The sequence below is a fragment of the Gluconobacter sp. P1D12_c genome (genome assembly GCF_018812105.1).
In the GTDB taxonomy this organism is placed as follows: Bacteria; Pseudomonadota; Alphaproteobacteria; order Acetobacterales; family Acetobacteraceae; genus Gluconobacter; species Gluconobacter oxydans_A.
Window position 1 is genome coordinate 17827 of the sequence record NZ_JACSIQ010000002.1, and the last position, 22366, is coordinate 40192.

20 protein-coding genes and 1 pseudogene are annotated in these 22366 nt (G+C 52.0%); 13 read left to right on the forward strand and 8 right to left on the reverse strand.

Annotated features, from left to right (window positions below):
* Positions 1–6 precede the first annotated feature (6 nt).
* The 3 genes from KP705_RS02170 to KP705_RS02180 are packed head-to-tail and all read right to left on the reverse strand — an operon-like array spanning position 7 to position 2926.
* Entirely contained in the window at positions 7–813 is an 807-nt protein-coding gene (locus tag KP705_RS02170) for a class II aldolase/adducin family protein (protein WP_046901723.1), read from the reverse strand.
* 19 nt (positions 814–832) lie between these two features.
* On the reverse strand, positions 833–1828 hold the full coding sequence (locus KP705_RS02175; RefSeq protein WP_046901724.1) for an NAD(P)-dependent oxidoreductase: 996 nt from the start codon (positions 1826–1828) through the stop codon (positions 833–835).
* Positions 1829–1831: 3 nt separating this feature from the next.
* Complete coding sequence (locus tag KP705_RS02180) at positions 1832–2926, reverse strand: LLM class flavin-dependent oxidoreductase (RefSeq protein WP_215763924.1); 1095 nt, start codon at positions 2924–2926, stop codon at positions 1832–1834.
* Positions 2927–3068: 142 nt separating this feature from the next.
* Between KP705_RS02180 and KP705_RS02185 the strand changes: the two genes are divergently transcribed.
* From KP705_RS02185 to KP705_RS02210, 6 genes are all read left to right on the forward strand, one after another.
* A complete protein-coding gene (locus KP705_RS02185) occupies positions 3069–3953 on the forward strand; it encodes a LysR substrate-binding domain-containing protein (protein WP_052750079.1) in 885 nt (294 codons plus the stop codon).
* A gap of 97 nt (positions 3954–4050) precedes the next feature.
* Positions 4051–4737, forward strand: coding sequence for a peroxiredoxin-like family protein (locus KP705_RS02190; RefSeq protein ID WP_203548975.1), 687 nt, complete (start codon positions 4051–4053; stop codon positions 4735–4737).
* On the forward strand, positions 4727–5272 hold the full coding sequence (locus KP705_RS02195) for a flavin reductase (RefSeq protein ID WP_215763925.1): 546 nt from the start codon (positions 4727–4729) through the stop codon (positions 5270–5272). Before KP705_RS02190 ends, KP705_RS02195 begins: the two co-directional genes overlap by 11 nt.
* Before the next feature lie 22 nt (positions 5273–5294).
* Positions 5295–6368: an ABC transporter substrate-binding protein gene (locus KP705_RS02200; protein ID WP_215763926.1), complete on the forward strand. Its 1074-nt coding sequence runs from the start codon at positions 5295–5297 to the stop codon at positions 6366–6368.
* Positions 6368–7363 carry an ABC transporter permease gene (locus KP705_RS02205; RefSeq protein WP_215763927.1) on the forward strand — a complete coding sequence of 332 codons (996 nt, stop codon included), beginning with the start codon at positions 6368–6370 and terminating at the stop codon, positions 7361–7363. Before KP705_RS02200 ends, KP705_RS02205 begins: the two co-directional genes overlap by 1 nt.
* A complete protein-coding gene (locus KP705_RS02210; protein ID WP_215763928.1) occupies positions 7357–8127 on the forward strand; it encodes an ABC transporter ATP-binding protein in 771 nt (256 codons plus the stop codon). Before KP705_RS02205 ends, KP705_RS02210 begins: the two co-directional genes overlap by 7 nt.
* Here KP705_RS02210 and KP705_RS19965 read toward each other — a convergent pair.
* Both KP705_RS19965 and KP705_RS02215 read right to left on the reverse strand, forming a co-directional pair.
* Positions 8124–8477: pseudogene (locus KP705_RS19965) on the reverse strand (IS481 family transposase); the annotation flags it as partial. The gene KP705_RS02210 and the pseudogene KP705_RS19965 sit on opposite strands and share 4 nt — an antisense overlap.
* Positions 8478–8510: 33 nt before the next feature.
* Positions 8511–9649, reverse strand: a protein-coding gene (locus tag KP705_RS02215; RefSeq protein WP_215763929.1) for an IS3 family transposase whose coding sequence is annotated in 2 segments (ribosomal slippage) — positions 8511–9394 and positions 9394–9649 — 1140 coding nt in all. Because the reading frame shifts where the segments join, the coding sequence is not laid out codon by codon here.
* 155 nt (positions 9650–9804) lie between these two features.
* Here KP705_RS02215 and KP705_RS02220 point away from each other — a divergent pair.
* From KP705_RS02220 to KP705_RS02250, 7 genes are all read left to right on the forward strand, one after another.
* Complete coding sequence (locus KP705_RS02220; RefSeq protein WP_046901732.1) at positions 9805–10830, forward strand: LacI family DNA-binding transcriptional regulator; 1026 nt, start codon at positions 9805–9807, stop codon at positions 10828–10830.
* 216 nt (positions 10831–11046) lie between these two features.
* Positions 11047–12051 (forward strand): Gfo/Idh/MocA family protein, encoded by a 1005-nt coding sequence (locus KP705_RS02225; RefSeq protein ID WP_046901733.1) that lies wholly within the window; start codon positions 11047–11049, stop codon positions 12049–12051.
* Between the two features lie 11 nt (positions 12052–12062).
* On the forward strand, positions 12063–13463 hold the full coding sequence (locus KP705_RS02230; RefSeq protein ID WP_046902101.1) for an MFS transporter: 1401 nt from the start codon (positions 12063–12065) through the stop codon (positions 13461–13463).
* A gap of 97 nt (positions 13464–13560) precedes the next feature.
* The gene (locus tag KP705_RS02235; protein WP_046901734.1) at positions 13561–14352 is read left to right on the forward strand and encodes a 2-keto-4-pentenoate hydratase; all 792 of its coding nucleotides are present in this window, start codon (positions 13561–13563) and stop codon (positions 14350–14352) included.
* A gap of 26 nt (positions 14353–14378) precedes the next feature.
* Complete coding sequence (locus KP705_RS02240; protein ID WP_064274820.1) at positions 14379–15305, forward strand: 2-hydroxyacid dehydrogenase; 927 nt, start codon at positions 14379–14381, stop codon at positions 15303–15305.
* A gap of 208 nt (positions 15306–15513) precedes the next feature.
* Positions 15514–16752 (forward strand): carbohydrate porin, encoded by a 1239-nt coding sequence (locus tag KP705_RS02245; RefSeq protein WP_046902102.1) that lies wholly within the window; start codon positions 15514–15516, stop codon positions 16750–16752.
* A 699-nt stretch (positions 16753–17451) separates the two neighbouring features.
* Positions 17452–18582 (forward strand): glycosyltransferase family 2 protein, encoded by a 1131-nt coding sequence (locus tag KP705_RS02250; RefSeq protein ID WP_046901737.1) that lies wholly within the window; start codon positions 17452–17454, stop codon positions 18580–18582.
* Here KP705_RS02250 and KP705_RS02255 read toward each other — a convergent pair.
* The 3 genes from KP705_RS02255 to KP705_RS02265 are packed head-to-tail and all read right to left on the reverse strand — an operon-like array spanning position 18479 to position 20960.
* Positions 18479–19102, reverse strand: coding sequence for a class I SAM-dependent methyltransferase (locus KP705_RS02255; protein WP_080951511.1), 624 nt, complete (start codon positions 19100–19102; stop codon positions 18479–18481). The genes KP705_RS02250 and KP705_RS02255 overlap by 104 nt on opposite strands.
* Positions 19099–19830 carry a PIG-L deacetylase family protein gene (locus KP705_RS02260; protein ID WP_080951512.1) on the reverse strand — a complete coding sequence of 244 codons (732 nt, stop codon included), beginning with the start codon at positions 19828–19830 and terminating at the stop codon, positions 19099–19101. The genes KP705_RS02255 and KP705_RS02260 overlap by 4 nt, the downstream gene beginning before the upstream one ends.
* Positions 19827–20960 carry an acyl-CoA dehydrogenase gene (locus KP705_RS02265; protein WP_215763930.1) on the reverse strand — a complete coding sequence of 378 codons (1134 nt, stop codon included), beginning with the start codon at positions 20958–20960 and terminating at the stop codon, positions 19827–19829. Before KP705_RS02265 ends, KP705_RS02260 begins: the two co-directional genes overlap by 4 nt.
* Between the last annotated feature and the right edge of the window lie 1406 nt (positions 20961–22366).

Here is a 22366-nt window from a genome sequence, read left to right on the forward strand (position 1 = left end):
CAGTCCTTAATCGAGCAGATCTGGCTCAAGTGCGACAATCCAGTCCCAAAGAGGCTGAAACGAATAATAGGCACCTTGCGCCGTCCCGACCTGGCTGGCAGTCAGCCGCGCAATATCCGGTGCGATAGGCTTCAGCGGTCCGGCGGCCTGCGCCAGAAGCTGGGTATGGGCGGCGTTATCCATGGCCAGGAACCACCACGCCACGGCTTCAACGGTCGGCCCGGCGGTCAGAAGACCATGGTTCTGAAGGATCAGAGCTTTCCGGTTTCCCAGCGTCGCGGCCAGACGGTCGCCTTCATTCTCTTCCAGAACCACCCCGCTGAACGGATCAAAAACCGCATGATCTTCGTAAAAAGCGCAGGAATCCTGCGTGATGGGGAGCAGTTCAGTCCCTAAAGCGGAAAATGCCTTGCCATATGTGGAATGGGTGTGTGCCGCAGCGATCACATCTGGGCGGGCACGGTGCAGAGCCGAATGAATGGTGAAGCCAGCCGTATTGATTGGGCGATCCCCGATCAGGATATTCCCTTCATGATCCACAAGCTGAAGGTCAGAAACCTTGATCTGTGAGAAATGCACAGCCAGCGGGTTAATCCAGTATCGGTCCGGGAACTCCGGATCACGGGCAGTCACATGCCCTGCAAGCCCCTGATCGAAGCCATAGCGGCCAAAGAGCCGGAACGTCGCAGCCAAGCGCTGCTTGCGATGAAGGCGCTCTTCTTCAAACGTCGCTGCGGGTTTGCGCGGCTGAAGACGGTGGGTCCGTGCACGGGCTTCCTGCAGGGACGAGATGTTATGCTGTGTCGCACTCATGAGGGTCTTCCTTGAGAAATCAGTATCCACGACTCAGATCCAACCGGGCTTCCAGCGGGCGCCCCTGAAGGAAATTTTCGAAATTCCGGCTAATGCGCTGCCCCAGACTGGCCAGTACATCTGGCCCGGACCAGGAAATGTGGGGCGTCAGCCGAATTTTGGGATGGGTGTAAAAAGGATGCCCGGCAGGAGGAGGCTCCGGCGCCGTAACATCCAGCGTCGCTGCTGCGAGACGTCCGTGATTGAGACTGTCCAGAAGCGCTGCTTCATCAATCAGCTTTCCACGCGCAATATTCACGAGATGCAATCCGGGCTTTGCTCGCGCCAGTATATCCGCGTTCACGATGCTATTCGTTTCTGATGTCAGCGGCAGGGCCAACACCAGATGATCGGCGCGTTCAAACAGCGTGCCGAGATCGGAAACCGGTTGCACACCTTCCCGCACAGCTTCCCCATCCGTCCACGCACTCCGGCGCCAGACGAAAACAGTCATGCCAAAGCTACGCCCCAGTCGGGCAATTTCCTGCCCAATAGCGCCGTATCCTGCCAGACCAAGCGCCCGCCCCGCCAGCGATCCCAATGGCGCACTGTGTTTGACGACAGACGCCTGCTGCCCCCACTCCTCGGGAGATGACGGCTTGAACGTTTCAAACCGCTTGGTCTGGGCCAGCAACGCAAGAAGGACGTATTCGGCAATCGGTCCGGCAGCATTGCCGCGACCTGTCGTAATGTCGCGCCCCTGAAGTAGCCATTCCGGAAAACCATCAACGCCAGCCGATGCAATCTGCACCCAGCGGAGCGAGGGATTCCAGCCAACGGGAGGGGCTTCAGGAGCATTGCGCCATGCTGCAGACGGACCGGTCAACAGAATATCTGCCTCACCCGTATTCCATGGCTCGGAAACACCCCGGCTCTGAGCCACCACCCGGACGCGCTCACCCAACCCCGAAAGGATATGGCCGATTTCCGGCCCAATCTGGTTAATGACCGTCAACGCCGTTGAGGCGCTTGCCATGTTTCAGGCAGCCTTCTGACCGGAGCGCTGGTCTTCTTTCGCAACCAGCTCGCGAACACGCGGCAACAGATCCCGCCCATAGTCATAGGCATCCACAAGCGGATCAAACCCACGGATCAGGAACGTTGAAACTCCCAGACGGTAATAATCCAGAAGGGCTTCGGCCACCTGATCCGGTGTTCCCACCAAGGACGTAGAATTGCCTTTGGCACCCGTCAGAGCGGCAATCCCCGTCCAGAGGCGCTTATCCAGCCGTGAACCCTGCTCTGCCGCAGCCAGCAGACGGCGGGATCCTTCGTTCGGGATGATGGAAGAACGCGTGTAGCCTGTCTTTTCCTGAAGAGCCTTGGCCTTCTCAAGAATGGCATCTGCCTTGGCCCATGCGGCCTCCTCCGTTTCAGCCAGTATGGGCCGAAGAGAGAGCGAAAACCGCAGGTTATTACGCCCAGCTTTTTCCGCAGCCGCCCGAACACGAAAGACGGTTTCCCGAACCTGCTCGTAAGTTTCCCCCCACAGAGCGTAAACGTCCGCCTGCTCCCCGGCTACAGCAATGGCTTCGTCTGAAGACCCGCCAAAATAAACCGGAATGGCGTCCCCCTGATAGGGAAGCACGCGGGACTGGGCGCCATTCACCGTGTAGAACCTGCCTTGATAATCAAACGGCTCCCGTCTGCTCCATTCCCGACGCACAATCTCAAGATATTCACGAGTCCGGGCATACCGCTCTGCCTTGACGGTGTGATCCCCATCGGCCTGAAGCTCCGTATCACTCCCACCCGTGATGATATGTACGGCCGCCCGACCACGGCTGATCTGATCTAGTGTTGCAAACTGGCGGGCTGCCAGAGTCGGTGCCGTGAATCCAGGACGATGCGCCACCATCAGACCCAAAGTCCGCGTGGTCGCGGCAACATGCTGGGCCAGCAGGATGCTCTCAGGCGAATTGGAGTGAAAGGCGATCAGCACCCGGTCAAAACCGCCATTCTCATGGATTTTGGCGGCGGTCTCGATATGGGCAAGATCAATGACCGACCCGGTTGGGGGAATAATCTCGGAATGGTTCTGACTGCTCACGAACCCGATGAATTCCACAGGCATGGCTGAAACCCCTAAAAGACTATAATAAATTGTTGTATTGACAATATACTCATTTTCTTACGTCATAATTCAAGCAAGAAACACAAATGCCACACTTTTGCATGGTTAATTGTAAACCATGCCTCCAGCACGGAGCGATGCTATGTCCCACACATCCCTTCCCCAGCGCATGGCACGCAATGTTCCGACTGAACTTCTGCGGTCTTTCGTCGCGATCGTGGAAGCCGGTTCCATGGCGCAGGCGACCGAAACGATCTTCCTGACGCAGTCCGCTCTGAGTCTGCAGATGAAGCGACTGGAAGACGTATTGCAGCAGAAGCTCTTCCGTCGGGATGGGCGAAAACTGGTCCTTACCCCTGCCGGCGAAGAACTCGTGGCCTATGCAAGACAGCTTCTCGCCCTCAATGACCGGATCATGCACAAGCTTGGGGACGTTTCAGAACCTGAGCCAATTACGATCGGCATGGTGCAGGACTTTGCAGACACCATCCTCCCGGACGTTCTTGCCCGCTTCCGTCTCGAACATCCTCGTTGCAGGCTGACCGTTCGCGTTGGCGGATCAGCGGAACTGCTTGAAATGTTTGACCGATCCCGGCTGGATATCGTGCTGTGCCTGGGCCAGCATGGAGATCGCCCCAACTCTTCCTGGCGTATTGTAGGACATGACAGAATGGTCTGGATCGGGGATCCGAGCGTTTTGGACCAGTCTGAGATTCCACTCGTCCTGCTGGAACCACCCTGCCGGTTCCGCGAAGCCGCACTCAGAACTCTTGCGAAAGCACGCCGGGACTACCGCATTGTGCTTGAAACGCCGCATCTTCCCGCCATGCGCGCCGGGGTGCGGAGCGGTCTGGGTGCGAGTTGCCGGACACGACGCTTTGCGACGTCTGAAGGTCTTTCCATTCTGCCAACGGGCATACTGCCGGAAGTCCCGGAAATCGAAACCATTCTCGTTCAGAGAAACGGCTTGCCGGAGGCCACCCAGGACCTTGCTGAACTTCTGACTCAGGCGACAGCAGATCAATGACCGGGCGCAAATTGCCACATAAGAAAAACTCCTTGGAAACCGTGCCCGGTTCTCCCCCATGGTGGGCCAATCAGGTCACCCTTGGGGTCTATTGAGCATGAGCACTCTCTCTTCTTCCCTCCAAAGCCGCTATGAAGCCATTGAGGCAGAACGTCGCAGAACATGGTCTCCTGAAGCTTTGGCTGGAAATATCGCGCAGCGGGAAGCCCTGGTCCGTGCACAACCCGAAACGACGCATGTTAAAGCGGGCGACGTCCTTTCGCCCCACACGCTTCTGGATGCAGAAGGTCGCACGGTTTCACTCGATGATCTGACGTCTGCAGGAGCAGCCGTACTGGTATTTTTCAGGTTCGCCGGCTGTCCAGCGTGTAATATTGCGCTGCCCTACTATGCAGAAACGCTGGCTCCCGTTCTGAAAGCGGCAGGCATTCCGCTGGTCGCAGTCTCCTCACAGCCTTTTCCAGAACTCGACAGCATCAGAACGCGCAATGATCTGCCTTTTCCAGTCCTGAATGACCCGGAACTGACGCTGTCTCATGATTTGGGAATTACCTATCTCTTTGATGAGGCCGCACGAGAAGCCGCGATTTCCAAAGGGAGCCGAAGCGAAGCCTTAAATGGAACATCGCGTTGGGAGCTTCCAAAACCCACCGTTCTGGTTCTCAACCCCGGTCGTGTTGTGCGCTTTGTCGACATCTCGCCTGACTGGATGCGCAGAACAGAAACTTCAACCATCCTGAAGGTTCTCGGGCTAGACCAAAAAGGCGTTTCTCATGCCGCATGACACCACAACCCTGTTTTCGCAAACCACTTTTGAAGCCCCTACCGTCAGTCAGGACCGGTTCCGGGAAGCGATGAGCCTGCTTGGGGCTCCGGTAGTTCTCGTCACAACTGATGGCCCCGGAGGACGTCAGGGATTGACGGTTTCCGCCATCAGCAGTGTTAGCGATACACCTCCGACGGTATTGGTCTGTCTGAACCGCAGTAATCGCTCCCATCAGGCATTTCTGAAGAACGGTGTCGTCGGAATTAGTGTGCTGTCGCCTGTTCATCATGATCTGGCATGGGTCTTTGCCAGCCGCTCCGTAGAACCTGACGAAAAGTTCGCACAAGGCAACTGGATCATTGGCGAAACAGGGTCAGCCCTGCTCTCAGACGCCCTCGTCACACTCGATTGCGAAATTGATGCCATTCATAGCGCCGGCACGCACGACGTTCTGTTCTGTGCCGTCAAATCCATTTCTGCCAGTGCAGACGCCGACCATGGGCTTGCCTGGTTCTCCCGTAATTTTCACCATCTTCCCGTCAAACGGGCTTGACTGATTTTCAGGATAACTGTCGATGTCCAATGCGTTTCATCCCTCACGTCGTACTGTCCTGACCGGCTCTCTGGCAAGTGCATCCGCTTTAAGCATACATGGACGCGCCTTCGCACAGGCCATGGATCATATGGATATGGGAGGAGCGCAAACTCAATGTCAGGCCGCAGGCCCTGCGACCGTCGAACCCGTTCCGGGACCGGCGCGCAACCTGACGATCGCATGGAATGAAGCATCCATCTGCACCGCAGCCGTTCCCGTTGCGAAGGAGAAAGGATTCTTCAAAAAATACAATCTGAACATTGATTACGTCAATTTTGCAGGCGCAACTGACCAGTTGCTTGAGGCGCTTTCAACCGGCAAGGCCGATGGAGCACCGGGCATGGCGCTGCGTTGGCTTAAGCCGCTTCAGCAGGGTTTTGATGTCAAGCTCGTGGCGGGGTTACACGCTGGTTGCATGTATCTCATGACGGCGCCATCCACTGGTATCAAAACGCTTGCGGACCTGAAGGGTAAGACCGTCGGCGTAACGGATATCGGCGGCCCAGACCGGAATTTCTTCAGCATTCGCCTGAAAGAAGCCGGGATCGACCCGGAAACAGACGTGCAGTGGAGGCAGTTTCCGGCAGATCTGCTGCCTCTCGCTCTGCAACGGGGGGATGTTCAGGCTATTTCAGATGCTGATCCATTCTCTTATCCGCAGCGCCGCCAGTTCGGCCTTCTGGATATTGACAACAATATGAAGGGCGAATGGGCGCATCTGACATGCTGCGTCATTGGATTGCGTGGCAGCCTCATCCGGAATGAACCAAAAGTCGCTGCAGCCGTCACACGTGCGATCATGGAAGCCGGTGCCTGGTTAGCCTGCAACCCTGAAGAAGCAGCCACGATTTTCCAGCCTTATGCCCCTAAAGCGAATATCAAGGACCTTGCGGCCATGCTTCAGATGCAGGGCCATCATCATCAGACTCTGACGGGTGATTTCAGGCAGGAAATCGTGCGTTATGCCGAAGCTCTGAAGCAGATTGGCGTTTTCCGCCCTTCCCTGAACACTGAACGCTATGCAGAGCGTGTCACGCAGGACCTGTTCAGCTAATGAGCAACGCGCAGGCTACATTGGCAGAACCTCGCACTTTGGAGGCGGCCACCGAGACGACGAAAACTCGTTTCAAGCCCGTGCAGTTCTGGCGTTGGAGTGCAGGGCCTGCATGGCTTCTGGCAGCACTGGTCACATGGAAATGGCCGGATGCGGATGACTTTCCTGCCACCAACCAGCTTGCAACCCTTCTACTGGCAGTCGGGCTTGTGCTGATCGCTATCGCAGCAGTTGGCCGGCTGAAAGACCGCGCACCATGGGCTTTCGTTCTCGGGCTCGGTCTGGGCGGATGGGAACTTGTGCAGGCAAAACTCCTGCTTCTTCCAAGGCCATTTTTTGGAACACCGCAAGATCTGCTGGATGTCTTTCTGACAGACTGGAAACGCCTTGGAGACAGCCTGTTCCATTCCCTACTTCTTTTGGCAGGAGGATATCTCCCAGGCTCCATTCTCGGGATTATTATTGGTGTTGCATTAGGGCGCTCCCATCATGTCCGTTACTGGGTTCGACCTGTCATGCGCATTATTGGGCCATTGCCGCCTGTAGCACTTCTGCCCTTGGCATTTGTCGTCATTCCCTCAACCCGTTGGGCCGGTGAGGCTCTCATGGCACTTGCAGCCGGTTTTCCCGTCGCTGTTCTGACCTGGTCTGGCGTATCAGCAGTTGATCCGGCCTATTACGATGTTGCCAGGACGATGGGAGCGAAAAACCGTTTTCTGGTTCTTCGCGTCGCACTTCCCACCGCAACACCACAAATTTTTGTCGGGCTCTTCATGGGACTGGGCGCGTCTTTTGCCATGCTCGTCGTGGCAGAAATGCTGGGCGTTAAATCAGGACTGGGCTTCTACATGCAGTGGGCTCAGGGATGGGCCGCTTACCCGAACATGTATGCTGCCCTCTTTGTCATGTCCCTGATGTGCACCACTCTAATGACAGTGTTGTTCAAGGTCCGGGACCACCTTCTCAAATGGCAAAAGGACGGCCTTAAATGGTAAACTCCACCCATCCAGAGGCACCGCTTGGCCTGACTTTATCTCACATCCATCACAGCTATGACATGCCAGCAGGCTCCCGGCTGGTTCTGGACGATGTAAGCCTTGATGTGGAGCCTGGTGAATTCGTGGCCCTGATCGGACCTTCCGGATGTGGAAAATCCACTCTCCTGCGATTGGTTGCAGGTCTCGAAGCTCCGGATTCAGGAACGCTTCTTGCTGAGGGCACGCCGATTACGGAACCTCACCCCAGCCGTATCATCATGTTTCAGGATCCGACGCTTTATCCTTGGCGTACAGTACGCGGCAATATTTCTCTTGGGCTGGATATCCGTAAGGAAAAAGATCCCGAGGCAATAGATGCGGCAATTCGTCTCGTCGGACTGGAAGAGTTTGCCACAGCATGGCCACATCAGCTTTCAGGGGGCATGGCCCAACGCGTTGCACTGGCTCGCGCCCTGATCAACAACCCGCGCCTGCTCCTTCTTGATGAACCCCTGGGCAAGCTCGACAGTCTGACCCGTCTGGCTATGCAGACAGAGCTTTACCGCCTTTGGAATACCCGAGGTTTTACAGCCCTGATGGTCACTCATGATGTTGAAGAAGCTCTTCTTCTCGCCACACGAGTGATTATCTTCAGTCCACGTCCCGCACGGGTGATAGCTGATATCAGTATTGCAGGAACCCAACCTCGAAATCGAGATGACCCTGCTCTTCAGAAACTAAGAAGTGAAATTCTCAATCAATTGGAAGAAGCCATGCATTAGATGTTTAGTCTCAGGGTTTGATGGGTTGGACTGATGATGACTCGTTCTGGCTCTGAAGTTCATATTTTGCAGACATATTCGCAAAGCATAAGACCACTCAGGGACTTGAACATTCGTCCGAAGTTATAAGCCACCCTGAAGTCGCAATGGAAGCACTTGACGGTTGCTTCCTTGACTGTCCAATTCGTCCGCTCAACCTGACCGTCCGTCCAGGGATGATTGGATTTCATCAGGTAATGTTCGAGAAATTCCCAAACCGTTTTCCAGTCAGCTTGCCTGACCAGTGGTGTGACGGCACATTTACTCGTCCGAACAGTGGCTACAAAGAGATACAGCTTGCCCCTGGACGTGTCGCGGTTTAGTTCCGGGCCAGTGGTTATCTGTTAAGCGGCGTTGCGCTCATAATCCAGCGGACTTTTCCACTGGAGTGCGGAATGCAGCCTCTGCGCGTTGTAGAAATCATTGATGTAGGATGTGATAGCCTGCTCGACGTCCTGACGGCTCATCCAGGCTTGCTGCCACAGGAGTTCAGCTTTCAGGGTCTTGAAGAAGCTTTCCGTGACAGCATTGTCCCAGCAGTTTCCCCTTCTGCTCATGGACACGATAAAGCCATGGGCAGAAAGGAGTTTGCGGTAATCCTCTGAATAATACTGACTGCCACGATCCGCATGATGGACGCAGCCTGGTGGTGGCTGACGCAAGGCAATGGCGCGTTGTAACGCTGTCGTGGCAAGATCTGCGGTCATACGGACCTCAAGGTTCCAGCTGATGACTCTGCGTGAGAAGAGGTCCAGCACCACAGCCAGGTAAACCCAGCCTTCCCGCGTCCAGATGTATGTGACGTCCGCTGTCCATTTCTGGTTAAGCGCTGGTGCTGAAAAAACCTGCCCTAGAAGGTTGGGTTCAATACTGTACTTGTGCGAACTGTTCGTAGTCACCTTGAAGCGTCGTGTCCTGACAACACGAATGCCATACTCGCGCATCAGACGTCCAACGCGACGATGCCCGACAGACAGACCCGCAGCCCTGAGTTTTTCTGTCATACGGGGACGTCCGTAGCTTCGCCTGCTCTGGGCGTGAATAGCGCGGATATGGACCATCAGGATGTCATCCTGTTTTTTGCGGGCACAGACCGGGCGTCGTCGCCAGGCCCTGAAACCCCGGTCGCTGACACCAAACAGGCGGCAGACCCGTTCGCGTGAAAGCGACCCATGATATCGAGCAATAAAGGCAAACCTCACGACTTTTGGCTCGCGAAGAACTGTGTCGCCTTTTTTAACAGCTCCCTCTCCTCCCGCAGCAGAAGGTTCTCACGGCGTAATCTCTCATTCTCACGCGATAACGCTGTATGATCCGTTGTGTCAGCGACCACAGTATCAAGCTTCTGCGCATCGCGGATCCATGTCTTCAACGTCGAAGAGCCGATCCCCAGATCCTGGGCAATACGCTCACGCGACAGACTGCTGCTCAGAGCTAAACGCACCGCCTCGTGCCTGAACTCTGCCTTATAAACTCGTCCCATTCCACGTCTCCTTCATGACCATCTTCGGTCTTAAAGGCCCGGAACTAAACCGCGACACGTCCAGATAGCCTGTTTCACAAAACATATCGTAAAAATACAGACCTGGTCCTTTCTACGATTTGTGCTGCAAAGCCTATATACTGTAATTTCCCGATATGAAAAAAAGCCAGGCACCACAACCTGTCAATCTTCTGGATGTCGCCCGAGCTGCTGGTGTTTCCAGGGCGACGGCATCACTTGTGGTGCGAGGTAGTCCGCTTATTGCCCCCCCAACGCGTGAACGCGTTCTGGAAGCAATGAAACAACTCGGATATATCTACAATCGTGGTGCAGCCAATCTGCGTCAGAGCCGAACGCATACGATTGGTCTTGTTCTTTCCAACATTGCCAACCCCTTCTTCAGTGAACTGACAGCGGGTGTCGATGACGTTAACGATGCCAATGATGTTGTCTGTTTTATTGCGAATAGTGTTGAATCGCCTGAACGCCAGGCGCGTCAGATCCAGCGACTGAGAGAGCATAACGTTGATGGCGTGATTATCTGCCCTGCAATCGGAAGTAACGACACGTTGTTGGAAGATCTTCGACGTCTAAGCCTGCCGTATGTTCAGGTTCTGCGCCATGTCCCCTACGGATCAGGCGACTATGTTGCGGCTGACTACGCTTTAGGTATCGAAAAAGCCGTAAAACATCTCGTCGAAACCGGTCGGCAGAAAATCATGTTCGTGGGAGGAATGTCCGTCCATTCCGCTGCCGTGGCCCGACTGGATGGCTTCCATAGAGCTATGGCGCTTCATCAATTGCCTGACGATATGGTGGTCGCTGGCAAATGGGGTAACACTTATGATGAAGTTGAACTCGACCGGCTTCTTCTGGGATCTCATCCGCCGGATTCCGCAATCTGTTATAATGATATTATGGCTCTGGCGCTCATGAGCCACCTTCAACGCCGCGGCTATACGCTTGGCGATGATTTTGCCGTTATAGGGATGGATGATTTACCGCAGGCAGCAGCCGCCTATCCCCCTTTGACGACGATTGCGACGAACCCGCGTATGATTGGGAAGGCAGCAGCCACCCTGCTGCAAAAGCGACTGGAAGCACCAGACCGACCTGCAGAACGGATCATTCTTCCGACAAATTTGGTTATACGCGCCAGCTCTGAAGCCCGCACCTCATAATACCCTTTGGGTGGGCTAGCGCTCTCCTTCCCTTGACATAATTATCACGTATTTCGTGATATACTGCCAATAAATCACATATCTTTTATATTTTTATCACTAAACTTGCGTGACTTTTTCTCGGAAATAACGTTGAGATATGCAACTGCGATCTTTTAGATCGATCTAATTTTGCCTTTAACTCGCCTCTGTGGTCGCAGGGTCAAAGGAGGAAGAATGAAAACGCCTATTGGTTGGGCTCTGATCGGGGCCAGTAACGTCGCCCGTGAATGGATGATCGATGCAATTCGTTCACAGCCTGATGCGACACTCCGGATTGTTTTCAGCCAGGACGCAAAGCGCGGGCAAGAATTTGCGGCGGCTCACGATATTCCAAGTAGTACGTCGGAGCTTCAGGACATTCTTCAGGACCCTTCCGTACACGTTGTGTATGTCAGCAGTCGCAATGAGCTTCATAAAGATCAGGTTCTGGCGGCAGCCCGAGCAGGCAAACATGTTCTCTGCGAGAAGCCACTGGCCCTCTCCCTGACAGACGCAGAGGAAATGGTCCGGGTCTGCCATGAATCCGGTGTCATTCTGGGCACGAACCATCACCTGAGATGCTCGGCTGTCCATATTGCACTCCGACATCACTTGAAGACCAATGCTATCGGCGAACTGAATACCGTTCGCGTCTTCCACGCCAATTTCCTGGCGAAAGCGGTTGAAGGCTGGCGCCTGAATGACGCAGCGGGTGGCCTCATTCTGGATAGTACAATCCATGACATCGATACCCTACGTTTCCTGTTGGGAGCAGACCCGATCGATGTGTTTGCCATGACGCAAAGCGGTCGACGGAGTATCGCGGGAATTGAAGACGGCTTGATGGCTGTTATGCGCTTTCCCGGAGATGTTCTCGTGCAGATTCACGGTTCATATGCCGTGCCTTATGCGCCCGGCGGCGTCGAACTCTATGGTGAGAACGCGGCGTTGATTGCTCGTGACTGCATGAGCCAGAAGCCGATTGGGAGTCTGTCTCTACGAGACGGTGACGGAGAACATCCTATCGCCATCGAACACCATAATCTTTACCGCTACAGTGTCCGACGCTTCTGTGACAGCGTTGCTGGCCGTGGGTCTCCGGCAGCCACCGGCGAAGACGGTGTGGCGTCACTCAAGATCGCTTTGGCCTTGAAAGAGGCTGTCCAGTCTGGTCGCCAGATTAAGGTGTCGCAGTCATGATTGTAACAACAATGACAAGCTATCCTACCATCGGTCAGGAACACTCGGCGGCTACGAATGGCGCTCTCACAGAACGTCCTGAAATGACCGTAGAAGAACTTCGTCGCGCGGCCTGGACATGTTCGGTTGGAAGCGCGATGGAGTACTACGACTTCGCACTTTACAGCCTCGCGTCGGCTCTCGTGTTTGGTCCACTGTTTTTCCCGAGCACCATTCCGGGCATGGGTCTGATTGCGAGCTTTGCGACCTATTTCATAGGCTTTGCAGTACGACCTGTCGGCGGAATTTTCTTCGGTCGCCTCGGGGATCGGCATGGCCGTAAAAAAGTCCTTCTGATGACGGTCACCCTTATGGGGCTGGCCAGTTCTGCCATAGGGCTCATTCCTTCTTATTCCACCATCGGCATCGCCGCTCCTCTCCTGCTTGTTTTCATGCGAATGTTGCAAGGTTTCGGTGCGGGTGCAGAACAGGCAGGCGCTGCGGTCATGATGACGGAGTCCGCCCCGCGTGAACGCCGGGGATACTTTGCTGCATTGCCGTTCCTGGGCATCCAGATGGGAACCGTGGTTGCCGGCTTGATCTATTTCGCGATGATGACAGGTGTTGCGAACATTGCCGATACCTGGCTCTGGCGCGTGCCCTTCCTTGGCAGTGCCATCCTCCTTGTCATTGCACTGTACATGCGGCTGCGCCTCAAGGAATCACCCGCTTTTGCCAAGCTGCGTGAGGAAGAGGAGCATGAAGAAGTCATGCCCCTGCGCCAGACACTGACCGGATCATGGCGCCCGATCACTGCGGGTTTGGGGCTTCGGATGGCGGAAAACGGCGGCTCTTCCATCTATCAGGTGCTGTCTATCAGCTATCTGGTTCATACAGTTGGCATGAGCAGCAAGTGGGGCACACTGGCCCTGATCGGAGCAGCACTGGTGGGTGCAATCACTATTCCGGGCGCAGGATGGCTCAGTGATAAATATGGCCGGGTAAAGGTTTACCGTGGGTTTGCCATTCTTCAGGCCGTAAGCGCCATTCCCGTCTGGTACGTCTTCAGTCAAGGCAATCCAGTCCTCTCCATGATCGCGCTTTCCTTTGCTCTTGGTATTGCCACGTGGGGAATGTTCGGAACACAGGGCGCCTTTCTTCCTGAGATGTTCGGGGTTCGCCATCGCTATACGGCGGTGTCCTTTACCCGTGAGTTCTCTTCCGTCATAGCCGGAGGGGTGTCCCCTATGGTCGGCCAGTTTCTCATCGCCATGTTTGCGCGGTTCAATATTGGCGGTGTCAGCAGCGGTAAGTTCGCATGGATTCCGCTGGCAACTTACGTGGTCTTCCTTGCCTGTCTGGCTATTACAGCCACGTTCTTTATTCCTGAACCCAGAGGCCGTGATCTCATGTCGCAGGATGATGTCTTCTAAAGGTCTCTCCTAAAGCCACACGTCACTTTCGTTGAGTTCGACCCAAATGCGCCCGCGCTACGGACGCATGACGGCCTCTCTATGCCTGAGGTTTTTCATGAACGACACAGTATCCGTCATATCGAAAGATAGGCTTCATCAATGCGCAGAGATTTTTTCTGCAGCCAGAAAAAGTAAATCCTGCCTGGATAGCCTTCCCGATGCCATCAAGATACATGATGCCAAAGAAGCTTATTCTGTTCAGGATCAGGTCGCACAAGCTCTGACGGCTTCCCTCGGCCCCATCAAGGGTTGGAAAGTCGGAGCTCCGACGCCAGAAAGTGAGCCATTTTGCGCACCCTTGCATCGGGCGACCCTGTTTTCTGGAGATACCAAACTCCCGGAAGGTCTTTGCCGCCTTTACGGTGTTGAGGCGGAGATTGTTTATATTTTCCGGAAAGGCCTCCCTTTTCGGGAAACCCCTTGGACGCAGGCTGAAGTTTGCGACGCAATCGGGAGTGCTCATGCCGCTATTGAAATATTTGACACCCGCTTCTGCAAGGCAGGCTCTCAGGACGGACTGGTGCATCTTGCCGATCAGGGCAACCACGGCGCCCTGATTTACGGGCCCGGAATTTCAACCTGGCAGGAACTCACACCTGTAACCGAGCATGTCAGGCTTGTCCTTGATGACCAGATCGCCATGGAACATGCCGGCGGGAACTCCGCTGGAGATCCAATCCGCCTTCTTGTCTGGCTGGCCAATCATGCTGCGAAGCGCGGTTTTCCACTGGAAGCCGGAACCGTCGTCACCACGGGGTCCATGACCGGCACGAAATTCGTACCCGCACGCACGACCGCAAAAGTCGAAATCGGATCTCTGGCCCCCGTCTCCGTTGTTCTTCCATAAAACAGGCAGTGTAAGGTTCTTTGATCATGAAACCGGAAATTCTTCTTATCGAGCCCATGATGCCTGAAGTCGAGCAGGCACTGGACGCCGCGTATGTTGTTCACCGTTATAATGAAACGCTGGTATTGACGGACATCGCACCGCGTATTCGGGGCATCGTCACTGGCGGCGGAACCGGTGTTCCATCCCACATCATGACGGCCCTTCCTAACCTAGAGATCATTTCCATCAATGGAATTGGGACTGATGCCGTTGATCTCGTTCAGGCCAGCCACCGTGGTATTAGCGTGACGACAACGCAGAACGTCCTGACAGATGACGTGGCAGATCTCGCCATGGCTTTCATCCTCGCGGCAACGCGCGACCTGCTTCCGGGAGACAGTTTTGTCCGCAACGGTCAGTGGGGCACAGGCTTCCTCCCCTTGGCTCACAAGGTCACCGGCAAGAAACTCGGAATTTTTGGGATGGGAAAAGTCGGACAGGCCATTAGCCGACGGGCGCATGGCTTTGACATGCCCGTTTCCTATTTCAGCCGTACCAATCTTGAGCTTCCTGATATCCCGTTCATTCCCAGCCTGACAGCGCTGGCAAAGCAGAGCGATATCCTTGTCGTCGCGGCATCGGGAGGGCCTCAGTCCCGGCATTTTGTAAACCGGGACGTCATGGAAGCACTGGGGCCGGACGGGCTGTTAGTCAATATTTCCCGCGGAAGCGTAGTGGACGAACAGGCCATGGTAAGTCTCTTGCAAGATGGCAGGCTGGGTAAGGCGGCGCTTGACGTTTTCGAGAACGAACCCAGTGTTCCAGCGGCCCTCTACGGCATGAACAACGTCGTTCTTCAGCCGCATCGTGCCAGCGCTACCGTGGAAACACGCAGACAGATGGGCCAGTTGGTCATTGCTAACCTTGCGGCACATTTCTGCGGTGCCCCGCTACTGACCCCCGTGATTTGAAACTGCTTCAGTCTGGAGCACTTCGATGCCGCGCTCTCCATTTCTCTCTACAAAAATCTTTTTGGCATGCATTTTCTCATGCGCCGTACTTTTTTCCTCCAGAGCTGAGGCTCAATATCGTGGGCCGGTCTCCGCGACTGCTCCTCTCTTCGCTCTGGATACGCCGACTTCATATGACAACACCCCTTTCACACCTCCGGTAGAGAACATGCTCCTTCCTTGGGAACGGCTAATCAAAAAGCTGAACAAGAAAGGGATTGGAATTGTCGTGGACTATACGAGCGAAAGCGCTATTGCCTTGAATGCCGGGCATGGCGGAGATGCTGGTTATGCCCATCAGATTGGTGTGGAACTTGATCTGGACTGGGAAAAAATTATTGGCTGGAAGGGATTTATTACCCATGCGGTTTTCGTTAACCGCGCGGGTCATAATCTTGCAGCAGATCTGGGCGATCACTCCCTGAATGGATTTCAGGAAATTTTCGGCGGCGGTGGCAATGTCGGCGTTCATCTGGTCTATGTGTATGGAACTCAGGATCTGTACAAAAAACGTATTCAGATTGCGGTTGGCAAAATGCCCGTGAATATTGACTTTGCCAATTCTCCTTTGTTCTGCACATTTATGAACAAATCAAACTGTGGAATACCAAAATCTCTGACCCGAGGTGCAGCAGGATACGCGACATATCCGGGATCAACATGGGGAGCCAGAATTCGCTACTGGCCTCTTCATGGTCTTTATATCCAAGCAGGTCTTTATGGGGTCAATCCATATCTAAATACCAACCAGTATGACCGAACTGGTTTTGAAATGGGTACAGGCCTCTATACAGGCGTCTATACTCCTGTTGAAGTCGGCCTCATTCCTCATTTTGGGAGAAACAATCTTGTCGGCCATTATAAATTTGGCTTCGCTTATGATTCCTCTCAATATCGGGATGTCTATTACGACAATAATGGCAATGCGGCTGCTGCCACTGGCCTTCCTTATCGCTGGACGAATGGGAAAACTCAAATATGGCTTCAGGCAGACCAAATGCTGATTCGTAACGGAAACGGCCCGTTGCACGGTCTCTACGCGCTAGCCGGTTTTGCCAAAAGCGATGGAAAAAACAGCCCTTACACCTATCAGATCTATGCAGGGCTCGTAGATCGTGGGCCAATTTCTACTCGCCCCCAGGATACATTCGGTATCGAATGGTCTGAAACGATCGCAAGCCCGGAGCTAGTCGCGTCTCAGTGGATACGCTACCGCCAAGGACTGTCTCTTCCGGGAAATACGACCTACCCTCAAAGCCATATCACGACGCTGGAGGTCACTTACAACATCCATGCATTCAGAGGTTTCTCCATCCAGCCTGATTATCAGCGTATCTGGCGGACAAACCTTCAGAAGAATAAACCGAATGTCGATGCTGTAGGACTAAAGTTACATGCTGTTCTTTAGTATAAAAATTATAATAAAATAATTTATTATAAAAAAATTATTAATTTTTACTATTTTTTATATTTTTGATAGGCATTTTCTGGTGTATTTATTTTTTCAACAATCCAATCTTTCGTTCGGGTGGAACATGAACGTTTTCATGTGAATTGGTATAATATCAGGAGATTGATCATCTGACTCTTCAAAATATTTTAGATTGCTCATCATATTAACAACTAATGATATTTCAATTAAAATTTTTTCCTAAAACTATATTAATTTATGTGTTTCATTTTATTTTTATATTCTCAGTCGATTCAATAATAATATACAAAACGATTGATTGGACGCAAAAAGGCTACCAAGTAGTATTTCTGATTAAATTCTCTCAGTCTTTTTTAAGTGATCTGAACTTCCTGCCTAGTTATCCATTTAATGGTCTTACCAATGGAGGCTATCATGTCTTTCCGTAGCAGTACGCTCCCAAAAAATCCGACGAAAGCTCCTGGCTCGCCTGATGAACGTGAGCCTTTTGACCCATATCCTGACAAAAGCCCGATCACGGACGAGCCCCCGGAAGAGGAAAATCCCGGTAAAAGGTATGCGCCTGAAAAAGGCTCTCCAGATCCTAAGCTTGATCAACCTCCAGTCCTTCCTGATGCACCTGAAAATCCAACAAATTAAGCTCTGGGTTTTCAGGTCGGGATTACGAGTAAACTTATGGGACAGATCAAGTCATTTTCTTTGAATGGACACAACAACACTCGGGCGAATACCGGTCTCAATAAAAATAAACATGATGTTATAAAGAAGAAGATACTGGTTGCTATTCCAGTGTGCAATGAAGAAGAACACATTGTCCCGTGTCTTTTGGCTCTTGCGAGGCAAGAGGCCCAACCAGAAAAAGTTGTCCTCTGGATCAATAATACTACTGATCAAACACATGAGCGAGTAGCATCTTTAACAAATACATTACCGTTCGAAATGGAGATCGTCAGAGTTGTCTACGACCCAGGATTGGCAAGTGCAGGTCTGGCAAGAAGGGATGCAATGGCTCATGCGGCTCAGTATGCATCTTCTGATTCTCTGTTAGTGACCACGGATGCTGACAGTGAAGCCGCTGAAGACTGGTTAAGTCGTACTCTAAACGCTTTTGCGCATCATCCTGTTGAAGCCGTGTTTGGCAGGGCTCTTCTCCTCCCCGAAGAAGCCAAAAAGATTCCATTAAATTTGCATGAAGATGAAAGAGCAGAACAGGCTTATGGGGCGCTTCTCGATCAAATCGCTTTGCTGCTTTGTCCGGAATTCCATGATCCTTGGCCCCGGCATACAGAGCATTCAGGCGCCAGTATCGCTGTGACTTATCAGGCTTGGAGTAAGGTTGGTGGAATGCCTGCTATACCAACGTCGGAAGACCGTGCGTTTTATCAAGTGCTTCGAAAGAACGGAATTCGTGTTCGTCACGCGCCGGACGTTAAGGTGTATGTGTCCGCTCGTTTGGTCGGTCGAGCACAAGGAGGGATGGCCGAAACGCTGGCACGCAGACTACATGTACAGGACGAATATATCGATGATATTTTCGAACCTGTCTCCCGAAGGTTACTTCGTATTCGCAGGCAGCGTTTGTGTCAGAAAGAAAATCAATTTATTCCTTTTGAAGACGCTTGCATGGAATTGCCCTTGGTACGTGTGCGTCGTGATGATTTGGAAAAGCATCATAAACGAGCTCAACGAGTTCTAGATCATCTTAAAAAGATGGCACACCTTCATCATCATGAGTTTTTGAAAGAATCAATCGATCAATTCGATATCCCTCAGCTCGCTCACTCAGATCAATCATCCATCCGTTAGCATGACATGCTTGGATAAAGCAGTTTGCTGCCTCGTCTCCCGTGCAGGGCGTATCTGTTTCTCCAGTCCAGTTGACGATTAAGATATGTCCCGTTGTTTTCAGGCTGGTGGTAGTATGAAAAGCCAGTTTTTGAATGTCTGTACGGTTCAAAAAATAAAGAATTTCTGAAATAAGAATGAGGTCGCAGCCTGCTGCTGCAATAACTGGATAAGCGCTGGGTAAAAAGGCTTTGAGGAAAGTAATGTGTGTGTATTCCTGACAGCGCTGTCTTGCCTTGGTAAGCGCGGTTTCCGAAGCGTCTACGGCCAGAATACGTTGACAGCGCTGTGTCAAAGCCAATGTGCCAACCCCTATGGCACATCCGAGTTCTACGGCGAATGCCACTGGCGAACATGGCAGGCATTGTAGAACCCTCTGAAGCTTCTTGTGTTCATACGAGCTATTTTCAAAATTCCATGGATCAGGATTCTGCTGAAACAGGTTTTCGAAAATGTCGGCTTTCCATGTCTCTTTACTCACGACGCGATCAGGATTTCATAAGGCTGCAGCATTTTCTCAAGTAAGTGCTCCGGTAAAATAAATCCATTTGGATCGTCATTTATGATCAAGCCTCTTTGACTGCGATGGGCATAGATCGCCTGTTGTTTCTGTTCCAAAAAAGGCTGAACATTCAGGCGCCACCCCGTAAGAGCATTTTCTGGAATCTGCGTTTCGGGAGGAAGTGTTAAACCCCAGACGGGGTATGCCAGAACTCTAAGCTCCGGTTTTAGAGCTTTTAGTGCTTCACCCATCAGCCAGACAGCTTCATGGTCACAGTGAGGGTCGTACCGCCAAGGGACCAGTAAATTTTTGCAGTCATGAAGAGACAGAAGATCAAGCAAATCACGGACAGTAGAGTCAAAGTGGCTCCCTTCTACCGGAACTCTCGTATCCTTAAGGCCCATAAATATCAGTCTATCAGAAGAAAGACCCAGAAGTGCTGCCGCGCGGATGCATTCTTCTTGTCTCTGTCGCGCCAGCCGATCGGGTGGCCATAAATGAGAGCCCGGATGAGATGCAGAGCCGTCCGAAACGATCACAACAATGGGCGGTCGCCCATGTGCCACTGCCGAGGCTATAAATCCCCCACATCCAAGACTTTCGTCATCAGGATGGGGCGCTAGTACCAGTGAGGTGCCGGGAGCAACGGTATCAAATGAGGTAACTGGAAAACTGGCAAATTTTTCCAGAGTTTCACGAATATTCATTGGCCTGCCTCCGGCCAGTCATGATGGACGAACCATGCGGCAGCCTCCGTCAGAGCTTCGTCAGGCGCAGGTTGCCTGAGATAAGTCGCAAGGTCCCTCATGATCTGTTCTACCGCTTTGCCCTTGATGAAGGCCGCCAAGCCCAGACTTCTTTGAACAAGCGTGATCAGGTCAAGAGCAGCCTGTTCGACAGCCAACCGGGCCAGATTAATGATTGACGTCACGTCTTCTGGCTTCATGTACGCAGAATATGCAGCTTGAGCGGCCTCGTGCACCCACATCGCTGCTGTCTTTTGAAGAATAAGTGCTTCTCCTATCCGGGTTAGTTGATGGGGACTACCAGCACGCTCGCGTTCCAGTAACTCCTGCCTGAGTAGATCAATCAAATGATCCATCCCACCTAAGGCAACCGCCGACCCTCGCCAGGCTCCCGCAGAAAATTCAGGCTGCCGCAGATAGTCGCCTGATGAGCCAATAATGTCATCCGATGAGATCTGAAGGCCCGTAAAATCATAGGCTCCGGTTCCGCTGGCCTGCATGCCAGTCAGTGTTCCTGGCCCAGGGCGATGACGTTCAAAATCTGTTGTAGGGGCTAGCACCATGAGTGCTTCGCCATGCTGAGGCATCGCAGTTATCAATGCCACGCCAACCTGCCTGATACCACTGGCAAAACCTTTGATCCCTGAAAGCGTGTAGTTCGGCCCTTTCCTCCGTATGGTGACAGGGGAGCTTCCATCCGTGACCCAGATGCCGGCCAGGCTCCCATTTTTCAATTGAAGCTTCAGGGCATGACGTTGAAATCGCGTGCCGTACAATTCTACAAGGCGGACCACAGTCACGTGCCCTTCTAGGCATCGCCCTAAAGAAAGACTTAGATAACCTACTTTCCGTAGTAGCATCATAAGTATCTGAGCGCCTTCAGGCGTTTGACAAAGCCCAAGACCATTGTCTTCAATAGCAAAAAGAGCGTCAAATGCACCCGTTGTGCGTAGTGCATTTAGGAGCTCACCAGGGAATTGGTTCTCTGGAACGGAAAGTGGTTTGGCTTTCCATTCCTCAAATAAGCGCTGCAACCTAGCCCTAAAAAGAGCAAGCCTTTCAAGACAAGTGCTCTGATCTGCAACCAACATACCTGAGCATTCCTTTGTGCTTTCGGACAGGAACGTTTGATGTCGGCTGGTAGATCCCTTTTCAAATATAGTCTTTGGTCACTCTTTTGAGTGGTGGAAAATAATGTCAGAATATGCGGATATATCCGCCAAGCTAGGTCAAATATGAGGGTGACGAGCGATAAAACGATATTTTTAACACCATATATAACTATTAATAAAAGTTATATATGGTGTTATCCCATTATATTTCAATCTGTTCGAACAACAACGCAGGTAGATATTATTCAATTCAAGAAATTATGATCGTTAATTTTTCTGAAGAAGGTAACTGATAACCCTTTTTTACGTTATGGCGATTACGATGAATTTGTAATTTTTACTAATTATGAGAAATAAGTTTTTCATAATTATTGAGAACCGCAAGTGTAATCGAAAATATATCTAAATTTTCGATCTTGGAAATCTCTCCAAAGCATAGCGCTAGCGGATACTCTCCGCCGAAAGGAACCATACAGATGGCTAATTTTTTCGGGAAAATGGCCACTAGAGCGTTCTGGCTTCATGATGGAGGGGTGATCCGTTCTGATCTCTTTAGTGAAGACCGCCTTTTACAGCATGCCCGCAGCTTGGCTGAAAACCATGGAAATATCCTTTTCCCAAAACGCAATAACACATTGCCAGATCGATTGAATGAGAACGCCAAAGTTCTTCTGGAATCAAATGTTGCATTATCAAAAGCCTCAGAGAGAGGGGAGCAAATTACACCTGCTGGAGGCTGGTTGATCGATAATTATTATCTGATGAATGCTCAAATTCAAATTATTAAATTTGACCTTCCTCCACACTATTACAAAGACCTTCCAGAACTCTCCAGTGGACCCTTCTCTGGCATGCCGCGAGCCTTTGAAATAGCTTGGGCACTTGTAGCTCACACAGACAGTCGGATTAATCCACAAACAATATGTGATTTCCTAAGTACCTATCAGGAAAATAGAGCTCTTCTTATTAGAGAACTTTGGGCTATTCCCACCCAGATCAGAATAGTTTTGATTGAGAATCTTCGGCGAGTAGCAGATAAAGTTTGCCAGAACCTGCAAGCACAAAAACAGGCTGATAATCTTGCCAATACCTTGTTTTCAGATGCTTATTACAATAACAAAAAAATTCTTGAAGCGCTTGCAAAAGTAAATACTGAAACATTATCCCCCGCTTTTATTGTACAATTTTCGCACCGCTTGAGAGGGCATGATCCACAAAAAGATCCTGCATCTTTATGGATGGAGGCAATATTACAGGAAAAAGGCACAAATATTGAGAAGATTATTCATGAAGAATTGCAGGAACAAGGTGCATTAAATGCCACTGTAAGAAATATTATTACAAGTATGCGTTTGATAACAACTCTGGATTGGAACGGTATTGTT